Genomic DNA, 22699 nt, shown 5'->3' with positions numbered 1-22699 from the left:
ATATGAAACGAGATATTCAAAAACTAGCACAACAAGAATACGACCTACTGATTGTGGGTGGTGGGGTATATGGGGCAGCTTGTGCCTGGGATGCTTCCCTGAGGGGTCTCAAAGTCGCTCTTTTAGAAAGGGCTGATTTTGGATGGGCAACTTCTTCCAACAGTGCGAAAATTGCTCATAGTGGATCTCGATATTTACAGCATGCTGACTTTAAGCGTATGCGGGAATCAATTCGGGAACGTTCTTTAATTGCAGATATTGCTCCTCATTTAATCGATCAGCAGCCCTATATGTTTCCAATCTATGGACATGGTATCAAAGGATTAGAGACCATGACCCTGTATTTTTCCATTTATGATTTATTCAGTATTGATTGCAGGCGAAAAAAAGATCCAGCTCGATGTGTACCTAACTCGCGAATTATTTCCAGGGAAGAAGTATTGAGGATAATGCCCGGTATAAAGTCGGAAGGTTTAACTGGTGGTATGGTTTGGTCTGAAGGACAAATGCACAATACTGAGCGATTAACCCTATCACGTATTTTGTCAGCTCATGAAAGGGGTGCAGAAGTAGCTAATTATATGGAAGTTACGGAGTTTATCAAATCTGAAAATGCTGTCATTGGTGTAGAGGCAAAAGATTTAGTCAGTGGACAAACAATAGTTGTGCGTGCGAAAACTATATTAAATACTACAGGTCCCTGGGCCGCAAAAACATTAAATCTTTCAGGAGAAAAGTTTAAAAGCTACGGTATTCACGGTTCTAAAGCTTTTAGCTTAATTACACGCCCATTGAGTAAAGAACACGCTTTAGTCATATCTCACAAGCCAATCTATGACGATGAGTATGCGATTGTTAATAAAAAGTCTAATCTTTCTTTTGCCATTCCTTGGCGGGGTCATTCCTTAGTTGGCTCTTTGCACCTCCCATGTGATGACGACCCCGACAAAGTGTCTATCTCAGAAGATGAGATTCAAACCTATATCAATCTTATCAATGAAGGTTACCCATCTGCAAAATTGTGTCGCGAAGATGTACTGCATGTGTTGTGGGGCATTATACCAGCAGATAAAAAAGGTTCGGCAGCACCTCGCAAACATTATTTTATCTTGGATCATCTGAAAGAAGATGGTCTAGAAGGTTTTATTAGTATAGTTGGTGTCAAATATACGACTGCTCGTGATGTAGCACAAAAGGCTATAGATTTAGTTTGGCGCAAGTTAAAACGAGTACCGGTTAAATGTCGTACCCAAGATACTCCTGTATGGGGTGGAGATATTGAATACATGAATACTTTTATGGAAGAAGCAGTTGCTAAAGAAGCAGACCAATTGAGTGCTGAGGTTATACGTCATCTTGTACGTACTTATGGTTCCGCTTATTCAAAAGTGCTAGCATACTTAGATGAAAACCCTGTGTGGAAGGAAGTAATACCCAACAGCAATATCATTCAAGCAGAAGTTATATATGCAGTGCGCGAACAGATGGCTGAAAAATTGGTGGACGTTGTTTTGCGACGAACCGATTTGGGAACTTTAGGTTATCCAGGTATGGAGCCACTTCGCCTATGTGCTCAACTTATGGCTGAAGAACTGGATTGGAATGAAGCACGAATTGAAGCTGAATTATCGGAAGTAGCCAAGAGCTATATTATCCGACCAAATATTGAGATTTTATGCCACCAGTAATTGCAGTTTTGATAATAGTGAGGAATTGAGTTTAGGGATTTGCATATAAATAAAATACCAATTAAATAAGCTGCTATTAATAAATAGCAAAATATGTTTGGTACTTGAATAAATTGTAAATCCTTTAAGTCAATCGTTGTCCATCAATTATTCCTAAACCGAAACAACTATATTTATTTACATTTTTTGAATTCTTAGGGCGAACCAATTTTGGCTAAGCAGCAAAAGAAGTTTATTCTCACAGCAATTAAGTTGTGTGTTTCTGGAACGCTAATATACTGGATTTTGCAGAACACAAATCTAGCGGAAATTTTTTCGGTCATAGGTTCCGTTAATCTATTCCTTATCTTAGTAGCAACTTTTCTCAAATTTTTGGGTTATTATGTAAGTGCTCTACGGTGGCGCATACTACTTAAAGCTCAAGGAATAAACGCTAGCATTCATTTTTTGTTTCAGTCTTATGTCGTAACCAGTTTCTTTAATAACTTTTTGCCATCTATTATTGGTGGCGATACTGTGAGAGCATATGATTCTTGGCGCTTGGGAACAGGCAAAGTCGGGGCAGTAGCTGTTATTTTTATAGATCGGTTTTTGGGCTTACTAGCATTGATACTATTTGCTGTTAGTGCAATGTTTATGTCTAGACAACTGAGTGCCCATCTTCCCTTTTTGCATCTTTGGATGCTTTTGGGAACTACAGTGATGATTTCAATTATCTGGATGGTTTTTATGCCTTCTGAGAAGATTTTGATGCTCATCAAGACACTTCGCTTTCCCTATTCACAACTATTAAAGAATTTTTTAGCAAAAATTATCAATCCTTTTCTGGCCTTTCAAGGTCAGAAGGATATACTATACAGAGCTTTTGGGCTATCTGTGCTTTTGCAGACTAATGTGATAATTCACTTTTATCTAATTGCTATGGCACTAGAGTTTCCTATTCCTTTTAATCATTTTTTCCTAATTATACCTTTGTCTATTTTTATTATGATGCTGCCCATTTCTATTAATGGAATTGGAATTAGAGAGAGTATTTTTGCCTTCTTCTTTCTCAGCTATGGTGTTTCCAAACCTGAAGCTGTTGCCTTTGCTTGGTTGGTATACGGTATTACGATACTTCAAGGAGTAGTCGGTGGAATCGTTTATGCACTTCGTAAGTAGATTTGGTTATGATAAAATAATATCAAAAATCAGTTATATTTATTGCTGTTAATGAGATTCACAGCAATAAATTATGTTTTTCACTAAATTTTAGTTTTATTGCAATTAATCTCATGTTCTGTAGGATTTTATGCTAATAACAACTATTAATTTTACATATTTCGCTCTTCCGTAGTTTTTATGTTGACAGTTAATTTAAAATTCCGTGATAAATCTGAGTGAAGAGCCATAAATTATTATTATGTTTGTTTATTTAAAAAAATCATGCTGACTTATTTAATTAAATTTAGAATTAACTTACTACTTATACCTCTTAGTTTTTTGAGTTGGGGATGTTTAGGTCAGTCCAATGCAGATATTTCTAATCAAAAAACAAACAAATTAGCCTATTCCCAAATCAAGCCTCAGATTATTGAATTAGATTTACCGGCTCAATACGACAGAGCAGGGGGTTTGATTGTGGCGGATGTCAACGGTGATAGTCAGAAAGACTTCATAGTTACCAAACCCGGTCATATCGTAGTTTACAATCATCTTGGGCAAAAGCTATGGGCTAAACAGCTCGACATCCAGGTAACTACTGGAAAAGCTAACTCCACGGGATTACCTGGATTGCACGGAGCGGGTGTCCAAGTGGCTGATGTAGATGGGGATAAAAATACTGAAGTTTTGTTCTTAAAGAAAGACAAGACCCTTCATATAGTTCAAGGTAAAAATGGAAATATCAAAAGAAGTATCAAGCTTGAATCTCCAGCAGGTACAGAACGTTGGGAACATTTGGTAATTGCTAATTTTCGAGGTAAAGGCGATCGCGATTTGTTACTCCAAACAACTAATGCTAAGGGCTATCGTATGGGTCGATATTTAGCAGCTTATGCAATTGACGATTTACTCAAACTCAACAAACCCAAACCATTATGGACGCAAGATGACTTCCTTGCCAGTGCTCACAGTGGGGCAAGGGTTGCTGATTTGAACGGAGATGGCAAAGATGAAGTTTTGGGAGGAACAATTATTGCACCTAACGGAAAACTTTTATTGAAAATTCCTCTAAAAGGTCACATTGATTCTCTCTTTGTGGCTGATGTGCGTCCAGATATTCCAGGATTAGAGGTTGTAGTACTAGAAGAAGGAGGAGATAACTATAAACGTGTTATCCCCGGCAATAACTTCATTTCTAATTTTGGCAATAATATTACTAACAAATTAACCCAAGAAGCTAATCGAGTCTTTCTTTACAATCGCGATCGCCTTATATGGACAACTCACTATAAACATCAAGAGCCGCAAAATGCAGTCGTTGGTGATTTAGACCCCAGTCGTCCAGGTTTAGAAATATGGAATCGTAGCCGTTATAACGAACATCAAAAACCCTTTGTATTTGATGCCCAAGGCAAACTGATTGCCAACTATAACATGGATGATGTTGCACCAAAAGGCTGGACCAGCAAAGGAGTAGAAGTCATATTTACTATTGACTGGACAGGAGACTCAAGACAATTAGCTGCCGCTAAAGAACGTCATAAATCTGGAGACATTGGAATTTTTAACCCAATTAACGGTCAATTTATTCACCGCTTCCAGGAAAAAGCAGATCGACTTTACGTGGCAGATATATCAGGGGATTGGCGCGAGGAGTTAATAGTCCTCAGTGGTAATCAATTACGGGTTTACAGTAACCCAGAACCAAATCCTAATCTTAATCGCCCACGACTATGGTCTCAACCCCACTACCGTCGTAGCAAAATGACTTGGAATTATTACAATCCATAAGCTAATAAATGTTACTTAAAAAATATATAAAACCAAATAACTAATATGAGTTTAACAAACTTACAAATATCAATATTGCCAAAAATACATATTACAAAAAAACAGTTAAGCCAATGGTTTCCTATCACCTTAATTTTAATACTGGCTACTGCATTGCGTCTTTATCAACTAGATACGGAGGGTCTTTGGATTGATGAAACTTTTAGTTTCCGAGATGCTGAAAACTTTAAGCTAACTGATTTAATTGGCATCCGACCAGTTTATTATGCACTCTTACGTGTTTGGATGCTATTTGGCACCACTGATGCTTGGCTTAGAGGACTGGCAGTTTTATTCGGCATAGGTAGTGTCTTTCTAATATATTATCTTGGTCATCGTTTGGCTGGAAGGGCTGTTGGTCTAATTTCTGCTTTGTTGATGACTTTTTCCCCACTATTTATTAATCATTCTCAAGAAATACGATTTTATACTCTGAGTACTTGCCTCTGCCTTGTAGGAACCTTAATCTTGAGTTATTTGCTGGAGTCTCCTAGTAAAATTTTACTGGGATGGTGGGCTATTACCCGCATTTTAGCGACTTTGACTGCTCCACTTAATGTCCTAATGTTAATACCTGACACAATTTTGTATTGTTGGAGGTTTAGAAAAGAACGTCGGTGGTTATTCTTACTAGGAAAGGGATTCTCCTTGATTGGCTGTTTTTTAATCATACCAGCAGCATACTTATTTGTTGGGAAAGATTTTTCCAAATTTATGACTCAGCACCATGAATGGCCAAAACCTTCCATTTTTTGGATCATAACCACACTATCATCGTTTACGGCAGACCATCATAACATTCCATCCAGGACTAATTCACTACTGCAATATATACCAAATTCATCTCAGGGATTATGGCAAAATCTGATCTCAGAGGCCACAGTCAACTTGTTTTACAATCGTATTTATAGCCTAGTACTTGTTTGTCTTTTGGGTATAGCCCTGATAATAAGTCTCAGAAAGAGATCCTTTGCTCCAAAAATAGTTTGGACAGCAGTATGGGGAATATTGCCAGTAGGAGTTATTTTATTAATATCTTATTTATTTAGCTCCATATGGCGCGATCGCTATCTATTATTTATAGCCCCCTATTTCTTAATTCTTCTAGCAGCAGGTTTTATATTAGTTTGGCGTTGGCAAAAAACACTAGCAATTGTGGTGGCTATTATGTACACATTTGCAGTCAGTGGGGGGTTAATAAACTACTATACACAACTACATCGTCCAGATTGGCAAGGTGTAGCATCAATAATTAACAACAATGGGAAAACAGGTGATTTAATTGTTATTCATGAACCTAATAATATTTCTAAATACTCTTTAAATCGTTACTATCATGGCAAAATTCCAGTATATAATATTAACTTACCTCAAAATTCTCAGATAGTTGTTGATAGAAGTACACTAGAAAAACAAATTAGTAATATCCCAGTAAATCAATCTCGCTTATGGCAGATTTGCTGGCATTCTTTTTGTAATCAAGAAAGATTCGATTGGATATCAGAAAGGCTTGTTGGTAAAAAATTTAAAAGCGAAACTAAGCGTAGTTATTTATATTCTGATAATAGTATTCATGTAGTTCTAGTAACTCCAACTGACTCATATAATTCAGATAACAATCCGGAATCATAGATGATAAAAGAATCACTTTGGTTATGCTGCTTTTATTGCTAAACTAATTTCATATGTATCGGCCACTGATCCAGTATTAGCACAGATTATAATTTTAGTATAACTATTGCTTTTAATAATTATCAATCACTATTTATAAAAAACATGCACAATTCATTATTCTCCAAACAATATCAAGAGCCGACTCTGGTAAATACCACCAAATTACAAATATCCGTAGTAGTGCCTATTTACAATGAAGTCGAAAGCCTACCCCGATTAATTGAGTCTATAACTGAGAGCTTAAATAACACTGGATTAAGCTACGAACTAATCTGCGTTGATGATGGTTCTCAAGATGGTTCCGTACAACTACTGAAAAAATTAACACTCAGTTACCCATGTTTGCGGGCAATTATTCTGCGACGCAATTATGGTCAAACCCCAGCCATGGCTGCTGGATTTAATTATGCACAGGGTAAGACTATTATCACTTTAGATGGTGATTTACAAAATGACCCAGCTGATATTCCCATGCTGCTTGCTAAACTAGACGAAGGCTATGATCTAGTCAGTGGGTGGCGTAAAAATCGTCAAGATGCAGCTTTAACCCGTTTGTTACCTTCTAAAATTGCCAACTGGTTGATTGGTAAAATTACTGGAGTTAAGCTGCATGACTATGGGTGTTCTTTGAAAGCTTATCGTTCAGAATTAGTAGCTGATATGAATCTTTATGGAGAGTTACATAGGTTCTTACCAGCTTTAGCCTTTATTGAAGGGGCAAGAATTACTGAGTTACCAGTAAATCACCATAAACGTCAATATGGAAGTAGCAAATATGGACTTGGTCGCACTATTAGGGTCGTACTGGATTTAATTACTGTATTTTTCATCAAAAAGTTCTTAACACGACCGATGCATGTGTTTGGATCATTGGGAATGATATCTCTAGTCATCGGTACTTTGATAGGAATTTATTTGACTTTCCTGAAACTATTTCTCAATCAGGGTATTGGTGAACGACCATTACTAATTTTGACCGAACTATTAGTCTTTACCGGTATACAGTTATTCTGTTTTGGTCTTTTGGGCGAACTGCTCATGCGTACTTACCATGAATCACAAGGAAAACCCATTTACAGAGTCAGAGAAATACTAGGAGATCGGGTTTAATTGTAACCAATTTATTCTTTTTTATTCCAGCCATAAGATCAGTATACAGGAACTATACTACTGGCAAATTTCTCAGAGTAGGGTGTGTGGTACTTTGATTAAGGTAGATTAGGATTTGTAGTATCACGCACTTAATTACCAATTTTGACTATATCGTAAGTCCTGAAAGTAATAAGTTTAGATTCAAAAAACAATAATTTATTACTGAAATATTATGATTATTTTGAAAACAATATTTTTACTTAAATTAATTAAAATGAGATAAATCCACACCAGTATCAAAGAAAACATAAACCCAATATACTTTATACAAAATTAGTATCTACTTTAACTAAAAAATATTATTGATTGGCTTCTGATTCTAAATGTAGATGATATACTTGATTACATATAGAACTAGTACTTATTTTTTGGGAGGAAATTACCTAATAGCTTAATAGATGAAGTTTTAGTTATCAAGACATGACTCAGAATTAAGTATAATTACAATCTACAGAATCTTTTTTATACAAATTAATGTTTAAAATTGAGGACATTTCTAATTATGAATTTTGTGTACTAAAATTTTCAGTCTAAGTATATTTAATTGTCGTAAATAAACCATTGTTTATTTTTCTCATAAGCAATCATAAAATTCTGACTTGTAATGTAGATGAAAATTATATTTTAAAGTATCACATATACATCTTTGAAATTCCGTCCAATTAAAAACCATGAAAAGTGTGATGCGACCTCAGAGCTGCTTGTGGGGGACTCATTTCATTAGGTTTATTATGGTATAAATTGCGGCTAAAATAATAGAGAAACCGTAAGCCTATATTTTTTAATTTAAAATGTTTTTTACTCATAATGAAAATTTTACAGCAAGTTGGAGTCGTCATCATTGGACGCAATGAAGGTCAACTCCTAAAACAATGCTTGATGTCTGTGGTGGATAAGGTTTCTGGGATTGTCTATGTTGATTCTGGTTCCACCGATGGTAGTGTAGAAATTGCCAAATCTTTAGAGGTAGATGTAGTTGAGTTAGACTTGTCTATACCCTTTACAGCTGCTCGTGCAAGAAATGAGGGACTTGATCATTTATTAACATTAAATCAGCAAATCAGATTTGTCCAATTTGTTGATGGCGACTGTGAGGTTGTTGAGGGATGGCTAGAATCTGCTCAACGCGAACTTGAAAGCCAACCCCAGACTGCTGTAGTCTGCGGTCGTCGACAAGAACGCTTTCCAGGTATATCTATCTATAATCAGTTGTGTGATATTGAATGGAATACACCTATTGGCGAAACCAAAATGTGTGGTGGTGATGCCATGATGCGTGTAGAAGCTTTTAAACAGGTTAATGGTTTTAACCCCAGTCTCATTGCTGGTGAAGAACCAGAGCTATGCGTCAGGCTACGTCAGCAAGGGTGGAAGATTTTGCGTATTGATAAGCATATGACCTTGCATGATGCACGGATGACTAATTTTAGTCAGTGGTGGAAACGTTCTTTACGAGCTGGTCATGCTTATGCTGAAGGTTTTTGGCTACATGGTCACAGTGCAGAGGGTCATTGCCTTAAGGAAAGTCGGAGTATTTGGTTATTGGGTCTGATCTTACCACTGCTAAGTTTGGCAACAGCTTGGTCAACTAGTGGCTTGAGTCTATTGTTATTCACTGTTTATCCTGTAATTGTCTATCGTAGCTATTGCGACAGTTTACAAAAAGGTTTCGATACACAGGATGCTGTAATTTATGCTCTATTTTGTGTTTTGAGTAAGTTTCCTGGAGTACAAGGTCAAATCAAGTTTCATCTCGATAGATTACTAGGAAGAGGTATTAACTTAGTGGAATATAAATGAGTTAGTTAGCATTGATATTTTAATAACAGTAACTTACATTTTGTAATTTAATTTATTATGAACTCCATAAATAATGATTTTCAGATTAAAGCTGGGTTAAATCAGAATCTTGGGACTGAGGCTAATTCTTCCACTCAATCAAGAGAAGAGAAAAATTGCTCCTTAGTCAGCTTTGCTTTACCTGTTTACAATGCTGAGGGAAAATACTTACGTAGGCTGATCGATTCTTTGCTAAATCAGGAACTTCAAGATTTTGAGATAGTCATAAGTGATAATGCTTCTGATAATGGAACCTCAGCAATTTGTCAGGAATATGCGCGCCATGACTATCGAGTCAAATATCATCGCAACCAGGAAAACATTGGTCAAATTGCCAACTTCAATAAAGTTTTAAAACTATCCCAAGGTAAATATTTACGCTGGATTGGTTCTGATGATTGGCTAGAGCCTGATTATGCTTGTCAATGTGTAGAGGTTCTGGAAACAAACCCAGATGCCATTGCTGTTACCACTTTTCAGGATTTCACCTGTGATGATGGCTCTCGTTACTATCAAGAATACAAAGGAGAACGTCCAGATTCCTCCCTAGCTTACGCCCGATTTCAACGTATGATCTGGTTTTTTAATGCTGACGTTGGTTTTATTGATCCCATCTACACCATGATACGACGGGAAACACTAATGAAAACTCAGCAGCTACAGTTTGTACCCTGCATGGATCAAGTGTTGTCTCTGGAGTTAAGTATTATGGGTGCATTCGCCCATATACCTAAATGTCTTGCTCACCGTCGTTGGGTGTTTTGGGATAATGAGATAGACGAGAAACAGTTAATGAAACAGTATGGACTTGAACGCTACAAAGAATTAGACGATCCTCTTGGTTTGCGCGTCCCTGCTCTGTTTTTGTCGATTGCTTGGGCTGCACGGATCAGTAATTGGCAAAAGATTCTCTGCTTGTGGTCTGTGGTACGTTATTCTGCTCTCTGCAGATGGGATAGCACTTACACCAAGGCTGCTCAAATCAAAGCATTTTTGAAAAATATAATTACAAATTTCAAAAAACAATATGGTCTTCAACATAGAAACTATATTTAAGCGTCAAATCAATAAAAGTATAATTCATATGCTATGAGTTCCAATAATATAGATTCTCAAATAAAACCACAGCAGAACCAGAATCTTGAAATTGACAATAATTCTTGGTTTCAAGCGAGGGCTAAACAATTAGAAGAAATACCATTAGAATCTCAGGAAAGCGATAATCCATCTTCTCAGAAAAGTTTGGACTTACGTTGGCTGTTGAGGACTGCTAAACGCAAGGCAATACTAATTATTGGCATTACCAGTTTAACAACTACAACTGGCTGGTATTTAAATAGCAAATCTTTGCCTATATATGAGGGTAACTTTCAGCTTTTAGTTGAGCCTGTAACGTCTGCAGAAAAATTATCTGACCCTAGCACACTAACTCGTACAGGAGGAGTACCTAATGAGGGACTATTAAATTTAGATTACCCGACTATAATTCAAATTTTAACTAGTCCAGGGATGTTGTCTGATATTGTCAAGGAAATAAAAACTCAGGATTCTGATACTGGTATTAGTAGTGGTCAAATTAAAGAAGGATTAAAAGTTAAGCGTCTTGGTGGAGCAAGTCGTTCTGCTCAAACTAAGATTCTTAGTATTACTTACCAAGGGATTGATCCTACAACTGTGCAGTTAGTTTTGGAAACAGCAGCGCAAAAGTATTTACGTTATTCTCTTGAAGAGCGCAAAAGTCGTATCGGTCAAGGTGTTCAATTTATTGAACAACAACTCCCAAATTTGTATAAACGAGTAACCACTTTACAAAGAGAGTTGCAAAAAATACAAGAACAGAACGGAACTATTGATACAGCAGGGAAAGGAGAATCATTATTTGCCAAAGTTAGAGACCTGGAATTCCAACAATTAAATACCAACAGGGAGTTACAGGAGCTAAAAAATCTGAAGGGTAATTTAGAAAAGCAATTAAAACTAACGCCGAATGAAGCTATTGTGGCATCAACTTTGACTCAAGATCCTAACTATCAAAGGTTACTGGCAAAATTAAAGGAGATAGAAAGTCAAATTGCCATCCAATCTGCTCGTTTCCGTTCTGATAGCCCCAATATTCAATCCTTAGATGCTCAACGCCAAAACTTACTCAGTTTGTTGAATAAAGAAACCCAGGACATCCTGGGACAAAATCTCACAGAAGCTAAAGCTAAAAATGCTTCTATACTGATTTTGCAGAATTCTATCCGTATTGGAATGATTCAGAAACTAACTGATACTGCAAACCAAATTCAACTACTAGAAATTCGCAATCAGGCATTAGCCAAAGACAAAAAATATTTTGAGCAACAAGCACAACGATTTCCCAATGTAGTCAGGAAGTACAATGAGATTCAACGACAGTTGGACATTTCTCAAAGATCACTTAATCAATTATTAACTCAACGAGAAACTCTACGTATTGAAGCAGCACAAAGTCAAGTCCCTTGGGAAATCATTTCTCAACCTCATATACCCCTTGATGCTTTTGGCAATCCATTACCAATTTCGAGTGGATCTAACAAGAAATTATTAATGGGATTACTTGGTGGCTTATTTTTTGGCATCACGGCAGCTGTACTCATAGAAAAATCACGGGATACTTTTTATACTGTTGAGGATATGGAAGATATAATTAAATCTCCTTTATTGGGTCAAATTCCAGTTGACAATAGTTCTGATAAAGCAATCAAATCAAGAATAAAATCAGGGGATTTGATCCAGTCAATAGAAAAACAATTTATACAGGCAGAAGTAGGCAATAAGCATGTTTTCCCCGTCATTGATGCTTATAATTCTCTATACAGTAATCTTCGTTTTGGCTTCTCCAATTCACCGATTAATTCATTAATTATGTGTGCAGCAGAACCAGGAGATGATAGTACTAAAATTGCTTTGCAATTAGCTCAAATAGCAACTGGTGCAGGGGAAAGAGTTCTGTTAATAGATACAAACTTCTCTTATCCTCAAGTCCATTCTCATTTAGACTTACCAAATCTGAAAGGCCTTAGTGATCTATTATATTACCCAGTTAAATTTGAAGATGTAATCCAAAAACCGCTTCTGGAAAATAATCTTTTTGTCTTGACCTCTGGCACATATATATCACATTCTGCTAGATTACTTACTTCTGCTAGGATGGGGGAATTAATGGCAGAATTTTCACAAACATTTGATTTAGTGATTTATAATACTACTGATGTCCTCAGTTCTATGGAAGCTACTTTCATTGCTACCCATACAGATGCTACTTTGATGTGTGCCACAATAGGTAAAACTAAAAAATCTGCATTTATACAAGCCTTGGAGCATTTAGAACATAGCAAATTACCAACTTTGGGTATCGTTGCTAATCAGGTCAGTATTTAACCTGAGTTCGGTATAAGCTGAAATTCTTATGATAGCCTTGTTCGATTTTGGTATCTGTCAACGTACTTGTGTTGTTTCTGCCAATTAACGTTGGATAAACATCCTTAACCCGAACTGAGGTTATTTAATCAACTTAGAGAGCGTTTATGAGGTAAATATTAAATTTGTACTTTAGGTTGTAATTATGGTTGTTGGGTTCACAGTCTTCTACAAAAACTCCCTAATCCTCTCCACAGCCATTTCTAATACTGATGGTTCATGTACTAAAGCAAAACGTACATAACCTTCTCCTGATTTGCCAAAACCAGCTCCAGGTGAAGCAGCTACCCCTGTTTTTTCCACTAACTGAGTACAAAATTCCACCGATTTATTAGCCCAAGGTTCTGGTAATTTTGCCCATATATACATTGTTGCTTCGGGTGTAGGTACATGCCAACCTATACGATGCAAGGCATTAATAAAAGCATCTCGACGCTGACGAAATCTTTCTACACCAGCTTTTACACCTGTTTGGGAACCTGTCAGAGCTGCGATCGCACCATTCAAAATTCCCTTATACTGATTAAAATCAACCACTGCCTTAAGTTGGCGTAAGGCGAGAATTAACTCGGCATTGCCAATGGCATAACCAATGCGGAAGCCTCCCATATTATAGGATTTAGAAAAGGTAAAAAATTCAATGGAGATACTTTTTTCTGGATCTGCTTGCAGTATAGAAGGTATTTGTGTGTCCCCAAAAACTAAATCGACATAGGGAAAATCATGCACCAACACTAAATTATGTTGCTGACAAAAGGCAACTGCAGATTGGAAAAAAGATAATGGTGCGATCGCACTGGTAGGATTATGGGGATAGCTGAGTACCATCATCCGCGATGCTGCCAATACCTGGGGGGGAATGTCGGCAAACACCGGCAAAAAACTATTCTCAGCCTTGAGTGGCATGGGATAAATTTGACCACTGGCTAAGTAAATGCCCCCAGCATGGGAAGGATAACCAGGGTCTTGCAATAAGGCAAAATCCCCAGGATTTAATATAGCTAGGGGTAAATGAGCTGTACCTTCCTGAGAACCAATTAGGGGTAGTACCTCAGTTTCGGGGTCAACACTGATACCAAACTTTTTTTCGTACCAACTAGCCGCAGCTTGACGAAATTCTCGGGTTCCGTGAAATAGTAAGTAACCATGAGTACTATGGTCATGTAAAGATTGAGTAATTGCTTCAATCACATGATTCTCGGCAGGTAAATCGGAAGAACCCAACGATAAATCGATCAATTCTCTTCCCGCAGCTAAAGCCTTTGCCTTAGCTATATCCATGTCAGCAAATACGTTGGATTTTAAAGGTTGTAAACGTTTGGCAAATTGCATTTTTCTGATTATTTATGAGTTATCAGCAAAAACTCATAACTCATAACATGTTAACTAATTATTTTTTTAAGTGAGTATCGATAAAACTGAGTAACTTTTCCTTACCAATTGCTCCTTCAGCAGAACCGAGAAGATTCTCCCCTTGAAAGAGTCTAAAAGCTGGCACACCTTCCACTTTATATTTTTTAACTGATAATTGATTGGGGTCAACTTCCATTTTGACAATTTTTAAGCGATCGCTATAATTGTTTGCAGTTGCATTAATCAGTGGTGCCATTAATTGGCAAGGCCCACACCAAGAAGCCCAAAAATAAACTAATACTGGCTGCTCGGACTTTAAAACTTCTGTTTCAAATTCATCATCGCTGATGTTTATTACACCCTTACTCATTCCAGTCTCCATCAGGCAGTCTTAATTATAAAATTGGCACTTACACTACTCTATCCCAATCCCATAGGACTATTCCACCATTTTGAATTTTAGATTTTAGATTTTCTCTTGTTAAAGAGACGCAAAAAAAAGTCCCACAACCAATCCGGCGTGGGAATAAGTTCAAAAAAAGTATCAAAAATTTACATTTGATCCAACTGCTTACGCAGTTCATCCAACTCCTTTTGCTGAGAATCTACTGGTTCTTGAGATTGGGGGGTAGATTGGGGGTTAGGCTGCTGGTTATTAGTAGCTTGTTGGGGTAATTGGGGTTGATTGGGTGCTTCTCCAGGTAAAGACATTTGTGCTTTTAAAGCAGCCAATTCATCATCAACATCACTACTTTCAAGTTGTGCAAATTGGCTTTCTAAATCAGCACTAGCCAACTCACCTACAGATTGGGCACGAGCTTCCTGCATGAGAACTTTTTCTTCCATGCGCTCAAAAGCTGCCATTGCACTATTGGTATTCATACCACGTACCATACTTCCCAATTGTTCTTGGGCTTTGGCAGCAGTAATCCGAGCCTTGAGCATTTCTTTCTTGGTTTTTGCCTCAGAAATTTTGCTTTCCAACTGGATTAGGTTACGCTTGAGGCCATCAACTTGAGCAATTTGTTGATCTAAACTTGCCTTAAGAGTAGTAGAGGTTTCACTAAAAGTTTTCTTCCGCTCTAGTGCTTGTCGTGCTAAGTTCTCGTCGCCTTTTTGTAATGCCAACTGAGCGTTACGCTGCCACTTGTTGACTTCCTTGTCAGCATCATTGTATTGCTTCTCTGTACGCTTTTGGGCTGCAATTGCTTGAGCTACACCTTGGCGCAGTTGTACCATGTCTTCCTGCATTTCCAGGATAGATTGCTCCAGCATTTTTTCTGGATCTTCGGCTTTACTAACTAAATCGTTGAGGTTAGCACCTACTACTCGTCTAACGCGATCAAATAATCCCATAATTTTTTTCCTGTATATAGATTTACGCGCTTTGTGGGCAGTTCGCTTTTTTACTATTTTAAATAGCTACTTATTTCAATTTAATCATTTCTGATTGGATTGGTGGCTGACCACAACTCTTTATTCTTAAGATGCCCAATTTAAATTTAACCTCTTTTCACAGAATTACCCATCCGTCTGGGCGATAGGATTCTCATCAAGTTGGTTAGTTTATTCATCTGGATTGGGTAATTGCTTGGGCTGCGGTTTTTCGGAACCACTGGTAAGCTGTGCCCTCATATTGGCTAATTCTGCATCAATATCATTACCAGATTCTAAAGAAGCAAACCTTTGTTCTAGATCATCAGTACCACTTAAAGACATAGCTTCTGTTTGTGCTTCTAACTGTAAAACTTTATCCTCCATACGTTCAAAGGCACTCAAACCACCCGTACCATCAGCTCCATTGAGCATTTCCTGGAGTCGTGCTGAAGTCTCCGCAGAGCGAGCACGGGCAATATAAATATCTTTTTTAGTTTTAACATCATTTATTTTGGATTCTAGAGTCCGCATATCTTTTTTGAGTTTGCTCACCACATTATTTTGCTCCTCTACTTGTTGAGAAAGAGCCGTGGCGGTTTCATCATATGCTTTGCGCTTAGTCAGGGCTTCTCTGGCTAAAGGTTCATTTCCTTGTTGTAGGGCTAATTGAGCGCGGCGATACCATTCTTCTGCTGTAGACTGGGCTTGATTTGCTTGACGTTCAGTACGTTTTTGACTAGCGATCGCAGCAGCCACAGCTTGCCGTAGTTTTACCAAGTTTTCCTGCATTTCCATGACAGTTTGCTCCAGAATTTTTTCTGGATCTTCAGTTTTTGATACCAAACTGTTGAAATTTGCCCTAATTACCCGTTGGATACGGTCAATCAGACCCATATCAAACCCTCCATGTATATTTTAGCCAGTCACCAGTTACAGCATTCTTATAGCCATCACCAATCACACTGAAAAATTCAGATGATTAAATTGTGAATTTTACGTTTTTTGAATAAAGCCTTGAATTAGTTCTGCTCTCTGGTACATCTATATTTTTTCACTCCTCCACTTCCAACTATTATCACCTAAATATCTAGTTTTTAAGGCTTTTTTATTCTCGCCTTAATACCTTTGGCTTGTAATTGTCGTAATAATTTCTGTGCTCCAGCTTTACTCTTAATCGCACCCAAAAAGATAACTTTATTATCATCAGATACATAAGCATCGCCAACAATACTTCTGGCTTTGGTCAAACTACTACTGCCTTGGTTATCCATAATTACATGATAAAAACCATCGGCTGAAGGTTTGATGTCTGTCAATGGTGGTTGGGAAGCTTGGGGTTTGGGAGGATTTTTCGGTTTTGGTTTGGGCTTTACCTGAGTCTTTGCCACTGATAATTTGTTAGGAGTTGAGGCGATAAACGGTTTTGGTTTGGCAATGGGAGTTACTTGAGCCTTAGGAGTTAAACCCACTATGTCATTGGGGTTATTAACTTCTGGAAATTCTGCGGCTGCTAAATTGGGGTATTTGGCAATGGGAGTTACTTGAGCTTGTGGTTGGGTAGGAGAATTTTGTTCTACTCCCGTATTTCCCGCAGTATTTGGTGTCTGACCCTGGAATAATCCATTCAAACTGAACTTGGGTAAGCTTTTAGGGTTAAACAATACATAACCCAAGGTCAGACTGGCTAGTAGCAGTAGTAGCATGGAGCCTATTCCCAAGGGCGATAGTATACCATCACTAGTTGTCTTATTTCGTTCTTGAGTACTATCTTTTTCTTGCTCTTCCGTTAAACTACGTAAGAGAGCCTCTGAAGATTCCAGATAGTCATCAGGCTCTTGGGAATTATTAGTAGTATCAGTAACTGACAATTCAGTACTTACTGGACTATCATTCTTTACGGTTGCAGGGATAATACTACTGGAATTGGATGGTGATGTAGTTGGAGTCTTTTTGGTTACAGGAGATGGAAGTTGCTCAGATGGGGTTGGTACTTGTAGCTGGCTTTGCTCCCTAGATTCTGTATTTGTTGATGACTGAGGTTGGTTTTCTGTAGAATTGAATAAATGTAGTCCTAATGATTGACCATTAATAGAGCTACTCATCCGGGGTTGATTTGGGGTTCTAGAACCAATGCGGGTGCGGCGGTAGCGAGCTAATTCTTGGTCTAATTGTACTTCTAAGCTTGCTAATGCTGTTCCTAACACTGGATTTAATCCTGATGTTTTAGGTGATGAATCACTGGGATTTAACAGGGGATTGTCGCTCATGGTCTACCTATTTCTCAGCTCACTGCTGGATGAACAAAAAATATACTAGAAGTCAAAAGCCAAAAGTGAGAGCTTCACTAATGGGGCTTATAGGGAAAACTGTTTAACGATTTTAAATTGTTGCTTTATTTATAACGGGTTGTACCAGTAGGATTCAATATTAGGAAAAAATTTTTATTAGGAGAAAATTGTTAGACGCAAAATCAATAAATCATAAAACTGCTAGATTAAAGGTTATGGAGCAAAATGTCTTGGAATTCAGTTAATAATATTTTAGGCTCTTTAAATATCCAGGCTCAATTAGAAGAGCAACCGTTGCAAATTTTAATCCGATTATGGTCGGAAATTGTAGGAGAGGCGATCGCAAATCATACTCAACCATTATTAATTCAACGGGGGGTATTACGAGTTGCAACTTCTAGCGCAGCCTGGTCCCAAAATCTCGCTTTTGAACGTCAACGATTACTGGTGAAGATTAATGCTGTCTTACCGGCTCCTGTGCGAGATATTCGCTTTTCTACTGCTGGTTGGCAACGTCCTCAAGCCGATACAAAAATTGAACCAACTGCTTTGCTGGAAGACCACCCTAGTTATGTGGGTACTGCCCATATCTCTAGTAATAATAGAAATTATCGTACCATCAATCAGAATGCCCGTACTGTTTTTGCAGATTGGGCGCAGAAAATTAATCAGCGATCGCAAACTTTACCCCTGTGTCCCCAATGTCAATGTCCTACACCCCAGGGAGAACTCGAGCGCTGGCAAGTTTGCTCTCTTTGCGCTGCCAAGCAATTTGGACAAAATAAATAACGGAGGCAAAGAGGAAATAGAAAAATCGAAACCCTTCACTATCTTGATTCATCAGCAATCAATGTGATAAAAAATACTTTGCTGATAGAGAAAAATCTCGAAACATATTCATTGATTGATATCTCAATGTATTTATCAATGCCAAGTTTATATTTATTAATATTTGATATATTCCTTTTACTCTTGATCCCCAATGAATTTGAGTCAAAATCTCTTAGTTATAAATTTAAATTATAGGTAGATAGTAAAAAACACCATATCATTGAAAAATATAACACAAAGATAAAAAAAATATAAAGTTAACAAAGTACTGGGGATCGCTACAACCTATACCGATAAAGTCGTTTATGGCATTATTCAGTGTTTATATCTAGAAGCACAATAATAAATGATAGATGTAAATTAGGTCTGAAAATGGCAATATATATGGAACCTATTAAATCCTTGACTTCGGCTTGCAAATATTGTCGTAATTACAAGCCAGAAGGGAGGCGAGGAGGAGTTTGTCAACAGCTAGGGGTTCCAGTTCAAGGCAGTTGGTCTGCTTGTTCCCTAGCAGTTTCCCCGTTTACGCCATCTTGGAAAGATTTTGAAGAAGCGTGGAATATATCAGATGCTCAAACAGCAATAGGTTCCAGTTTAAATCCCACTGCTTTAGCAAATGTAAAAGCTAGCTCTACTGGAAATTCTCAACAGCCAAAACCTGTCACAGTCAAAACAGTGTAAGTAATAAGTAATAAGTAGTAAGTAATAAGGAATAAGTTTACTGTTCATCAGTTTGGTGCTTCAACAATGTCCTAACGTAATTGCGTAGTGCTATATAATGCAAATTTGTTAAGAATTTGTAACAAGATGACTTTTAATTTTAACTTTTGTATTTCTAATTTATACAAAGTTTAAGAAGCAATAGTAATTTTGCTAATTTTGCTAATTTGGTTATAGCCCACAAGCAAGTCACTGGGTATAAAGGTTTAACATGGCTCATTTAAATCAACGTCGCTTCCAGAATATTAATGGCGACTTGTATGTAGATGCTACTTGTATTGACTGCGATACCTGTCGGTGGATGGCTCCTCAAATGTTTGCTCGTATAGATGAGCAGTCAGCAGTATATCATCAACCAAATAATGAAGCAGAAAGATTAGCTGCATTGCAAGCACTGTTATCTTGTCCTACCAGTTCTATTGGTACGGTGGAAAAACCTCAAGATATAAAAGTTGCTCAGTCAAGTTTTCCTATTCCCATAGAGGAAAATGTTTACCATTGCGGCTATCATTCAGAGAAATCTTTTGCTGCGGGTAGCTATTTTATTCAATTACCAGAAGGCAATATTTTAATCGATTCTCCCCGGTTTACTCCTCCATTAGTCAAGCGTTTGCAGACATTGGGGGGAATTCGTTATATGTATTTGACTCACAGGGATGATGTGGCGGATCATCAAAAATTTGCAGAACATTTTCAATGTCAGCGCATCCTCCATGAGGAGGAAATTTCTGGAAGTCTTAGTGATATAGAAATTCAATTAACTGGTTTTGAACCGTTGGAATTGGCAGCAGATTTATTAATTATCCCAGTTCCCGGTCACAGTCGAGGGCATACTGTTTTACTCTATAAAAATAAGTTTCTTTTTACAGGAGATCATTTGGCTTGGTCTGTAAGATTACAACATCTGTACGCTTTTAAAGACTACTGTTGGTATTCTTGGACAGAACAAATTAAGTCGATGGCAAAGTTAGCTGATTATTCCTTTGAGTGGATATTACCAGGTCATGGTCGCAGGTATCATGGGGATGCCAAGACAATGCGAGCAGAGTTGCAAAAGTGTATTCAGTGGATGGAAGCAGCTTAGTTTTGGGGATATAGCGCTACGCGCAAGTAATAAGTAATAAGTAACCTCAGTTCGGGTTAAACAATCAGCAAGCCCTACATAGGGTGCTGTATAGTCCTCCGGGCACGGCTACGCTAGAGCGCAGCGTAACGCACCATCAAGACTGGTTTTGGTGCGTTACGAACTCCGTTCTAACACACCCTACAATACCTAGATTTTTTCAATAATCAAACCGGATTCCTATAACTAAATTTGTATTGTAGTTACTTCTATTGTATCGTTGAATGTTTTGGTATTGTTTCTACCTTTTTTGGGTTTAAGGTAGAAGAAAACATTCAAACTGCAATAATTGATTCCATATCCTTTTGCACCTGCTCAAGTTCCTGACGCTTTTGGGAAATCCAGATTTTGTCAGCTTCACGTTCTTCGAGGGTTTCTTGATGAGCTTTTTCCTGTTGTTCTAGGAGATTTTCGTAAAGTGAAATTGCTGCTGCAATAATTTGACTTGCTGAGTCTACTTTGCTGTCAATAACTGTATCAATAATTTCCTTTAATTTATTAGTAGCTTCATCAATTGATTCATCCAATTTTTGGAATCCTAATTCCAACACCTTCATCTTAATTTGGTCATGTATTCCATCAACATCTAACACTCCTAAACCAAATGAACCTGCAATTGTACTTACAACGCCAGCAACAATTATGGCAATGAATCCAATTCCTGTAAATGCTAATAACCCAGTTGCTAAAACTCCTATACCGACACCGCCTCCAATTCCTCCAAATCCCATAAAATCATCGTTGATACCATTAATTGAGAGTTTAACTTGTTCGCTAAAATTAGTATTGATTTGGATGTCTATATTTTGAAAATCTGCTTGAATTGCGTCTAATTCATACTCAATATTATTATCTAAAATTTTTAGATGTTCTTGGAGGATTATATCTTTCAGTCTTTTATTTCCCCATTCATCTATTTCTCCAGATAAATCCCGAATAAATTGATGCGTATAATCTTTTATCAGTTGATCTTGACTCCAAATGTGGCTGTGTTCTGAAGACCAAGATTTACTTTTAGTAACAATGCGATCGCGTAAACCTTCATACCATTCTTTCCATGATTCAACCGCCTTTATCAATGCCTGTTTTTTGAGATTTTTTGCTAACAGATGAATCTTTACATTGCGTCCACTAGCTTCTCCAATTTTCTCTAAAATATTCTGTTTTTCCGAGGCAGATATTTGTATTTTACCTGCCAATGCATCTTGTGCTTGATTCAATGTATTACCACATTTTTGTATTAGTGTATTGATAATTAGATGTAAACGTTTCAGCTTGAGTTCGCCACGTTCAAATCTTAAAAAATTTTCTATTGATGAAATAAAATCCGTAAAATATTCTAAGTATTCATCTTTAGTACCTATCAAAATAGCCTCAAGTGCAGCTTGAGCAGAAATAAAATGAATACGATTATTACCTGATATTATTGGAGTTTCATCCTGAACAAAATTGGTAATTCGTTTTTTGATTTGCTCCCTACCTTTTTCTGTACGGATTAAATCCATAAAATTACATACAACAAACAAATTATTCGCAGGTTCATCATCTTTCCCACCATTAAGATGAACTTTTAATTCTTGCAGCAAATCCCGTTCTCCCTGGGTTAAAGAACGAGAAGCATTAGTTAAGAAAATCACCGCATCAGTATCCTGAAGCAATTGTTGAGTAATTGCAGTACGTTCGGGATGCTCATTTAATCCAGGAGAATCTACAATTTCTACTCCATTCTTACATAATTCCAAATCAGGATGTTCAAAAATAATTTCTTCAATTTCAGATTGAGCTAACTCATCACTTAGAGAACCAATGGCTGCATCTTCAGAAATACTTGCTTTCTGTTGGTATTCTGCAAATGGAATTTCTTCTTCCCTACCATTTTTATAATGACAGATTACCCGCTTTTGCTTACCATATTTCAAAACCGTTACTGCGCCACTACAGGGAATCTCTCGTGCTGGTTGAATTTCTGCACCAAGCAAAGCATTCAGTAAAGTTGATTTCCCTTGACTAAATTCACCAACAACAGCTAAACGGAATCGCTGTGATTTATTTTTTTCCCATATTTTTTGTACTTCATCTATAAAAGTATGGGATAAGAAACCTTGTTTCTGAGAATCTTGAAGTATCTGAAAAATTCGATAACAAATATTCTCTAATTGTTGGCGATTCTCTTGAAATTTCTTTAACCCATCATACGATGTAGGTATGGGTTTTTGAGTAGCTTGAGTTGCAGG

General features: G+C 37.3%; 17 protein-coding genes. 11 read left to right on the top strand and 6 right to left on the bottom strand.

All coding sequences use genetic code 11. From position 1 onward, the window contains the following. The 8 genes from CALSC_RS11810 to CALSC_RS11775 all read left to right on the top strand — a co-directional run. Window positions 1-1688 (top strand): glycerol-3-phosphate dehydrogenase/oxidase (locus CALSC_RS11810; protein ID WP_088241546.1); only part of this gene is annotated, 1688 nt, incomplete at its 5' end. Window positions 1689-1898: 210 nt separating this feature from the next. Next, window positions 1899-2849 carry a lysylphosphatidylglycerol synthase transmembrane domain-containing protein gene (locus CALSC_RS11805; RefSeq protein ID WP_159460606.1) on the top strand — a complete coding sequence of 317 codons (951 nt, stop codon included), beginning with the start codon at window positions 1899-1901 and terminating at the stop codon, window positions 2847-2849. A 264-nt stretch (window positions 2850-3113) separates the two neighbouring features. Continuing rightward, the gene (locus tag CALSC_RS11800) at window positions 3114-4622 is read left to right on the top strand and encodes a rhamnogalacturonan lyase family protein (RefSeq protein WP_143288233.1); all 1509 of its coding nucleotides are present in this window, start codon (window positions 3114-3116) and stop codon (window positions 4620-4622) included. A gap of 45 nt (window positions 4623-4667) precedes the next feature. Continuing rightward, window positions 4668-6293, top strand: a complete 1626-nt coding sequence (locus tag CALSC_RS11795; protein WP_088241544.1) for a glycosyltransferase family 39 protein — start codon at window positions 4668-4670, stop codon at window positions 6291-6293. 144 nt (window positions 6294-6437) lie between these two features. Then, a complete protein-coding gene (locus CALSC_RS11790) occupies window positions 6438-7445 on the top strand; it encodes a glycosyltransferase family 2 protein (RefSeq protein WP_088241543.1) in 1008 nt (335 codons plus the stop codon). A gap of 849 nt (window positions 7446-8294) precedes the next feature. After that, window positions 8295-9287 carry a glycosyltransferase family 2 protein gene (locus tag CALSC_RS11785; protein ID WP_088241542.1) on the top strand — a complete coding sequence of 331 codons (993 nt, stop codon included), beginning with the start codon at window positions 8295-8297 and terminating at the stop codon, window positions 9285-9287. Between the two features lie 57 nt (window positions 9288-9344). After that, window positions 9345-10382 (top strand): glycosyltransferase family 2 protein, encoded by a 1038-nt coding sequence (locus CALSC_RS11780; protein ID WP_088241541.1) that lies wholly within the window; start codon window positions 9345-9347, stop codon window positions 10380-10382. A 33-nt stretch (window positions 10383-10415) separates the two neighbouring features. Beyond that, complete coding sequence (locus tag CALSC_RS11775; RefSeq protein WP_088241540.1) at window positions 10416-12731, top strand: GumC family protein; 2316 nt, start codon at window positions 10416-10418, stop codon at window positions 12729-12731. A gap of 207 nt (window positions 12732-12938) precedes the next feature. Here CALSC_RS11775 and CALSC_RS11770 read toward each other — a convergent pair whose 3' ends face one another. From CALSC_RS11770 to CALSC_RS11750, 5 genes are all read right to left on the bottom strand, one after another. Further along, on the bottom strand, window positions 12939-14102 hold the full coding sequence (locus CALSC_RS11770; protein WP_088241539.1) for an LL-diaminopimelate aminotransferase: 1164 nt from the start codon (window positions 14100-14102) through the stop codon (window positions 12939-12941). A 58-nt stretch (window positions 14103-14160) separates the two neighbouring features. Next, window positions 14161-14493, bottom strand: coding sequence for a thioredoxin family protein (locus CALSC_RS11765; protein WP_088241538.1), 333 nt, complete (start codon window positions 14491-14493; stop codon window positions 14161-14163). A 182-nt stretch (window positions 14494-14675) separates the two neighbouring features. Then, window positions 14676-15479, bottom strand: a complete 804-nt coding sequence (locus tag CALSC_RS11760) for a PspA/IM30 family protein (protein WP_088241537.1) — start codon at window positions 15477-15479, stop codon at window positions 14676-14678. 210 nt (window positions 15480-15689) lie between these two features. Then, window positions 15690-16394 (bottom strand): PspA/IM30 family protein, encoded by a 705-nt coding sequence (locus tag CALSC_RS11755; RefSeq protein ID WP_088241536.1) that lies wholly within the window; start codon window positions 16392-16394, stop codon window positions 15690-15692. A 200-nt stretch (window positions 16395-16594) separates the two neighbouring features. Next, window positions 16595-17767, bottom strand: coding sequence for a hypothetical protein (locus CALSC_RS11750; protein WP_088241535.1), 1173 nt, complete (start codon window positions 17765-17767; stop codon window positions 16595-16597). 246 nt (window positions 17768-18013) lie between these two features. On the opposite strand from CALSC_RS11750, the gene CALSC_RS11745 reads away from it, so the two are divergent. The 3 genes from CALSC_RS11745 (at window position 18014) to CALSC_RS11735 (ending at window position 20426) form a co-directional block, all read left to right on the top strand. Beyond that, a complete protein-coding gene (locus tag CALSC_RS11745) occupies window positions 18014-18577 on the top strand; it encodes a DUF721 domain-containing protein (RefSeq protein WP_088241534.1) in 564 nt (187 codons plus the stop codon). 426 nt (window positions 18578-19003) lie between these two features. Beyond that, complete coding sequence (locus CALSC_RS11740; RefSeq protein ID WP_088241533.1) at window positions 19004-19303, top strand: hypothetical protein; 300 nt, start codon at window positions 19004-19006, stop codon at window positions 19301-19303. A 250-nt stretch (window positions 19304-19553) separates the two neighbouring features. Further along, window positions 19554-20426 carry an MBL fold metallo-hydrolase gene (locus CALSC_RS11735; RefSeq protein ID WP_088241532.1) on the top strand — a complete coding sequence of 291 codons (873 nt, stop codon included), beginning with the start codon at window positions 19554-19556 and terminating at the stop codon, window positions 20424-20426. A gap of 314 nt (window positions 20427-20740) precedes the next feature. On the opposite strand, the gene CALSC_RS11730 is transcribed toward CALSC_RS11735, so the two are convergent. Beyond that, a partial coding sequence (locus CALSC_RS11730; protein WP_143288232.1) for a dynamin family protein occupies window positions 20741-22699 on the bottom strand: 1959 nt, incomplete at its 5' end.

Origin of the sequence: Calothrix rhizosoleniae SC01, assembly GCF_900185595.1 — a bacterium.
Lineage (GTDB): Bacteria > Cyanobacteriota > Cyanobacteriia > Cyanobacteriales > Nostocaceae > Calothrix_A > Calothrix_A rhizosoleniae.
The sequence above is the reverse complement of the archived record's forward strand: the minus strand, read 5'-3'. Positions and strand labels throughout refer to the sequence as shown.

Bases quoted from the DNA above. Each gene is read 5' to 3' on its own strand.
- CALSC_RS11800 (WP_143288233.1), top strand. From the start codon at position 3,114: ATGCTGACTTATTTAATTAAATTTAGAATTAACTTACTACTTATACCT.
- CALSC_RS11795 (WP_088241544.1), top strand. From the start codon at position 4,668: ATGAGTTTAACAAACTTACAAATATCAATATTGCCAAAAATACATATT.
- CALSC_RS11790 (WP_088241543.1), top strand. From the start codon at position 6,438: ATGCACAATTCATTATTCTCCAAACAATATCAAGAGCCGACTCTGGTA.
- CALSC_RS11785 (WP_088241542.1), top strand. From the start codon at position 8,295: ATGAAAATTTTACAGCAAGTTGGAGTCGTCATCATTGGACGCAATGAA.
- CALSC_RS11780 (WP_088241541.1), top strand. From the start codon at position 9,345: ATGAACTCCATAAATAATGATTTTCAGATTAAAGCTGGGTTAAATCAG.
- CALSC_RS11775 (WP_088241540.1), top strand. From the start codon at position 10,416: ATGAGTTCCAATAATATAGATTCTCAAATAAAACCACAGCAGAACCAG.
- CALSC_RS11770 (WP_088241539.1), bottom strand. From the start codon at position 14,102: ATGCAATTTGCCAAACGTTTACAACCTTTAAAATCCAACGTATTTGCT.
- CALSC_RS11765 (WP_088241538.1), bottom strand. From the start codon at position 14,493: ATGAGTAAGGGTGTAATAAACATCAGCGATGATGAATTTGAAACAGAA.
- CALSC_RS11760 (WP_088241537.1), bottom strand. From the start codon at position 15,479: ATGGGATTATTTGATCGCGTTAGACGAGTAGTAGGTGCTAACCTCAAC.
- CALSC_RS11755 (WP_088241536.1), bottom strand. From the start codon at position 16,394: ATGGGTCTGATTGACCGTATCCAACGGGTAATTAGGGCAAATTTCAAC.
- CALSC_RS11750 (WP_088241535.1), bottom strand. From the start codon at position 17,767: ATGAGCGACAATCCCCTGTTAAATCCCAGTGATTCATCACCTAAAACA.
- CALSC_RS11745 (WP_088241534.1), top strand. From the start codon at position 18,014: ATGTCTTGGAATTCAGTTAATAATATTTTAGGCTCTTTAAATATCCAG.
- CALSC_RS11740 (WP_088241533.1), top strand. From the start codon at position 19,004: ATGGAACCTATTAAATCCTTGACTTCGGCTTGCAAATATTGTCGTAAT.
- CALSC_RS11735 (WP_088241532.1), top strand. From the start codon at position 19,554: ATGGCTCATTTAAATCAACGTCGCTTCCAGAATATTAATGGCGACTTG.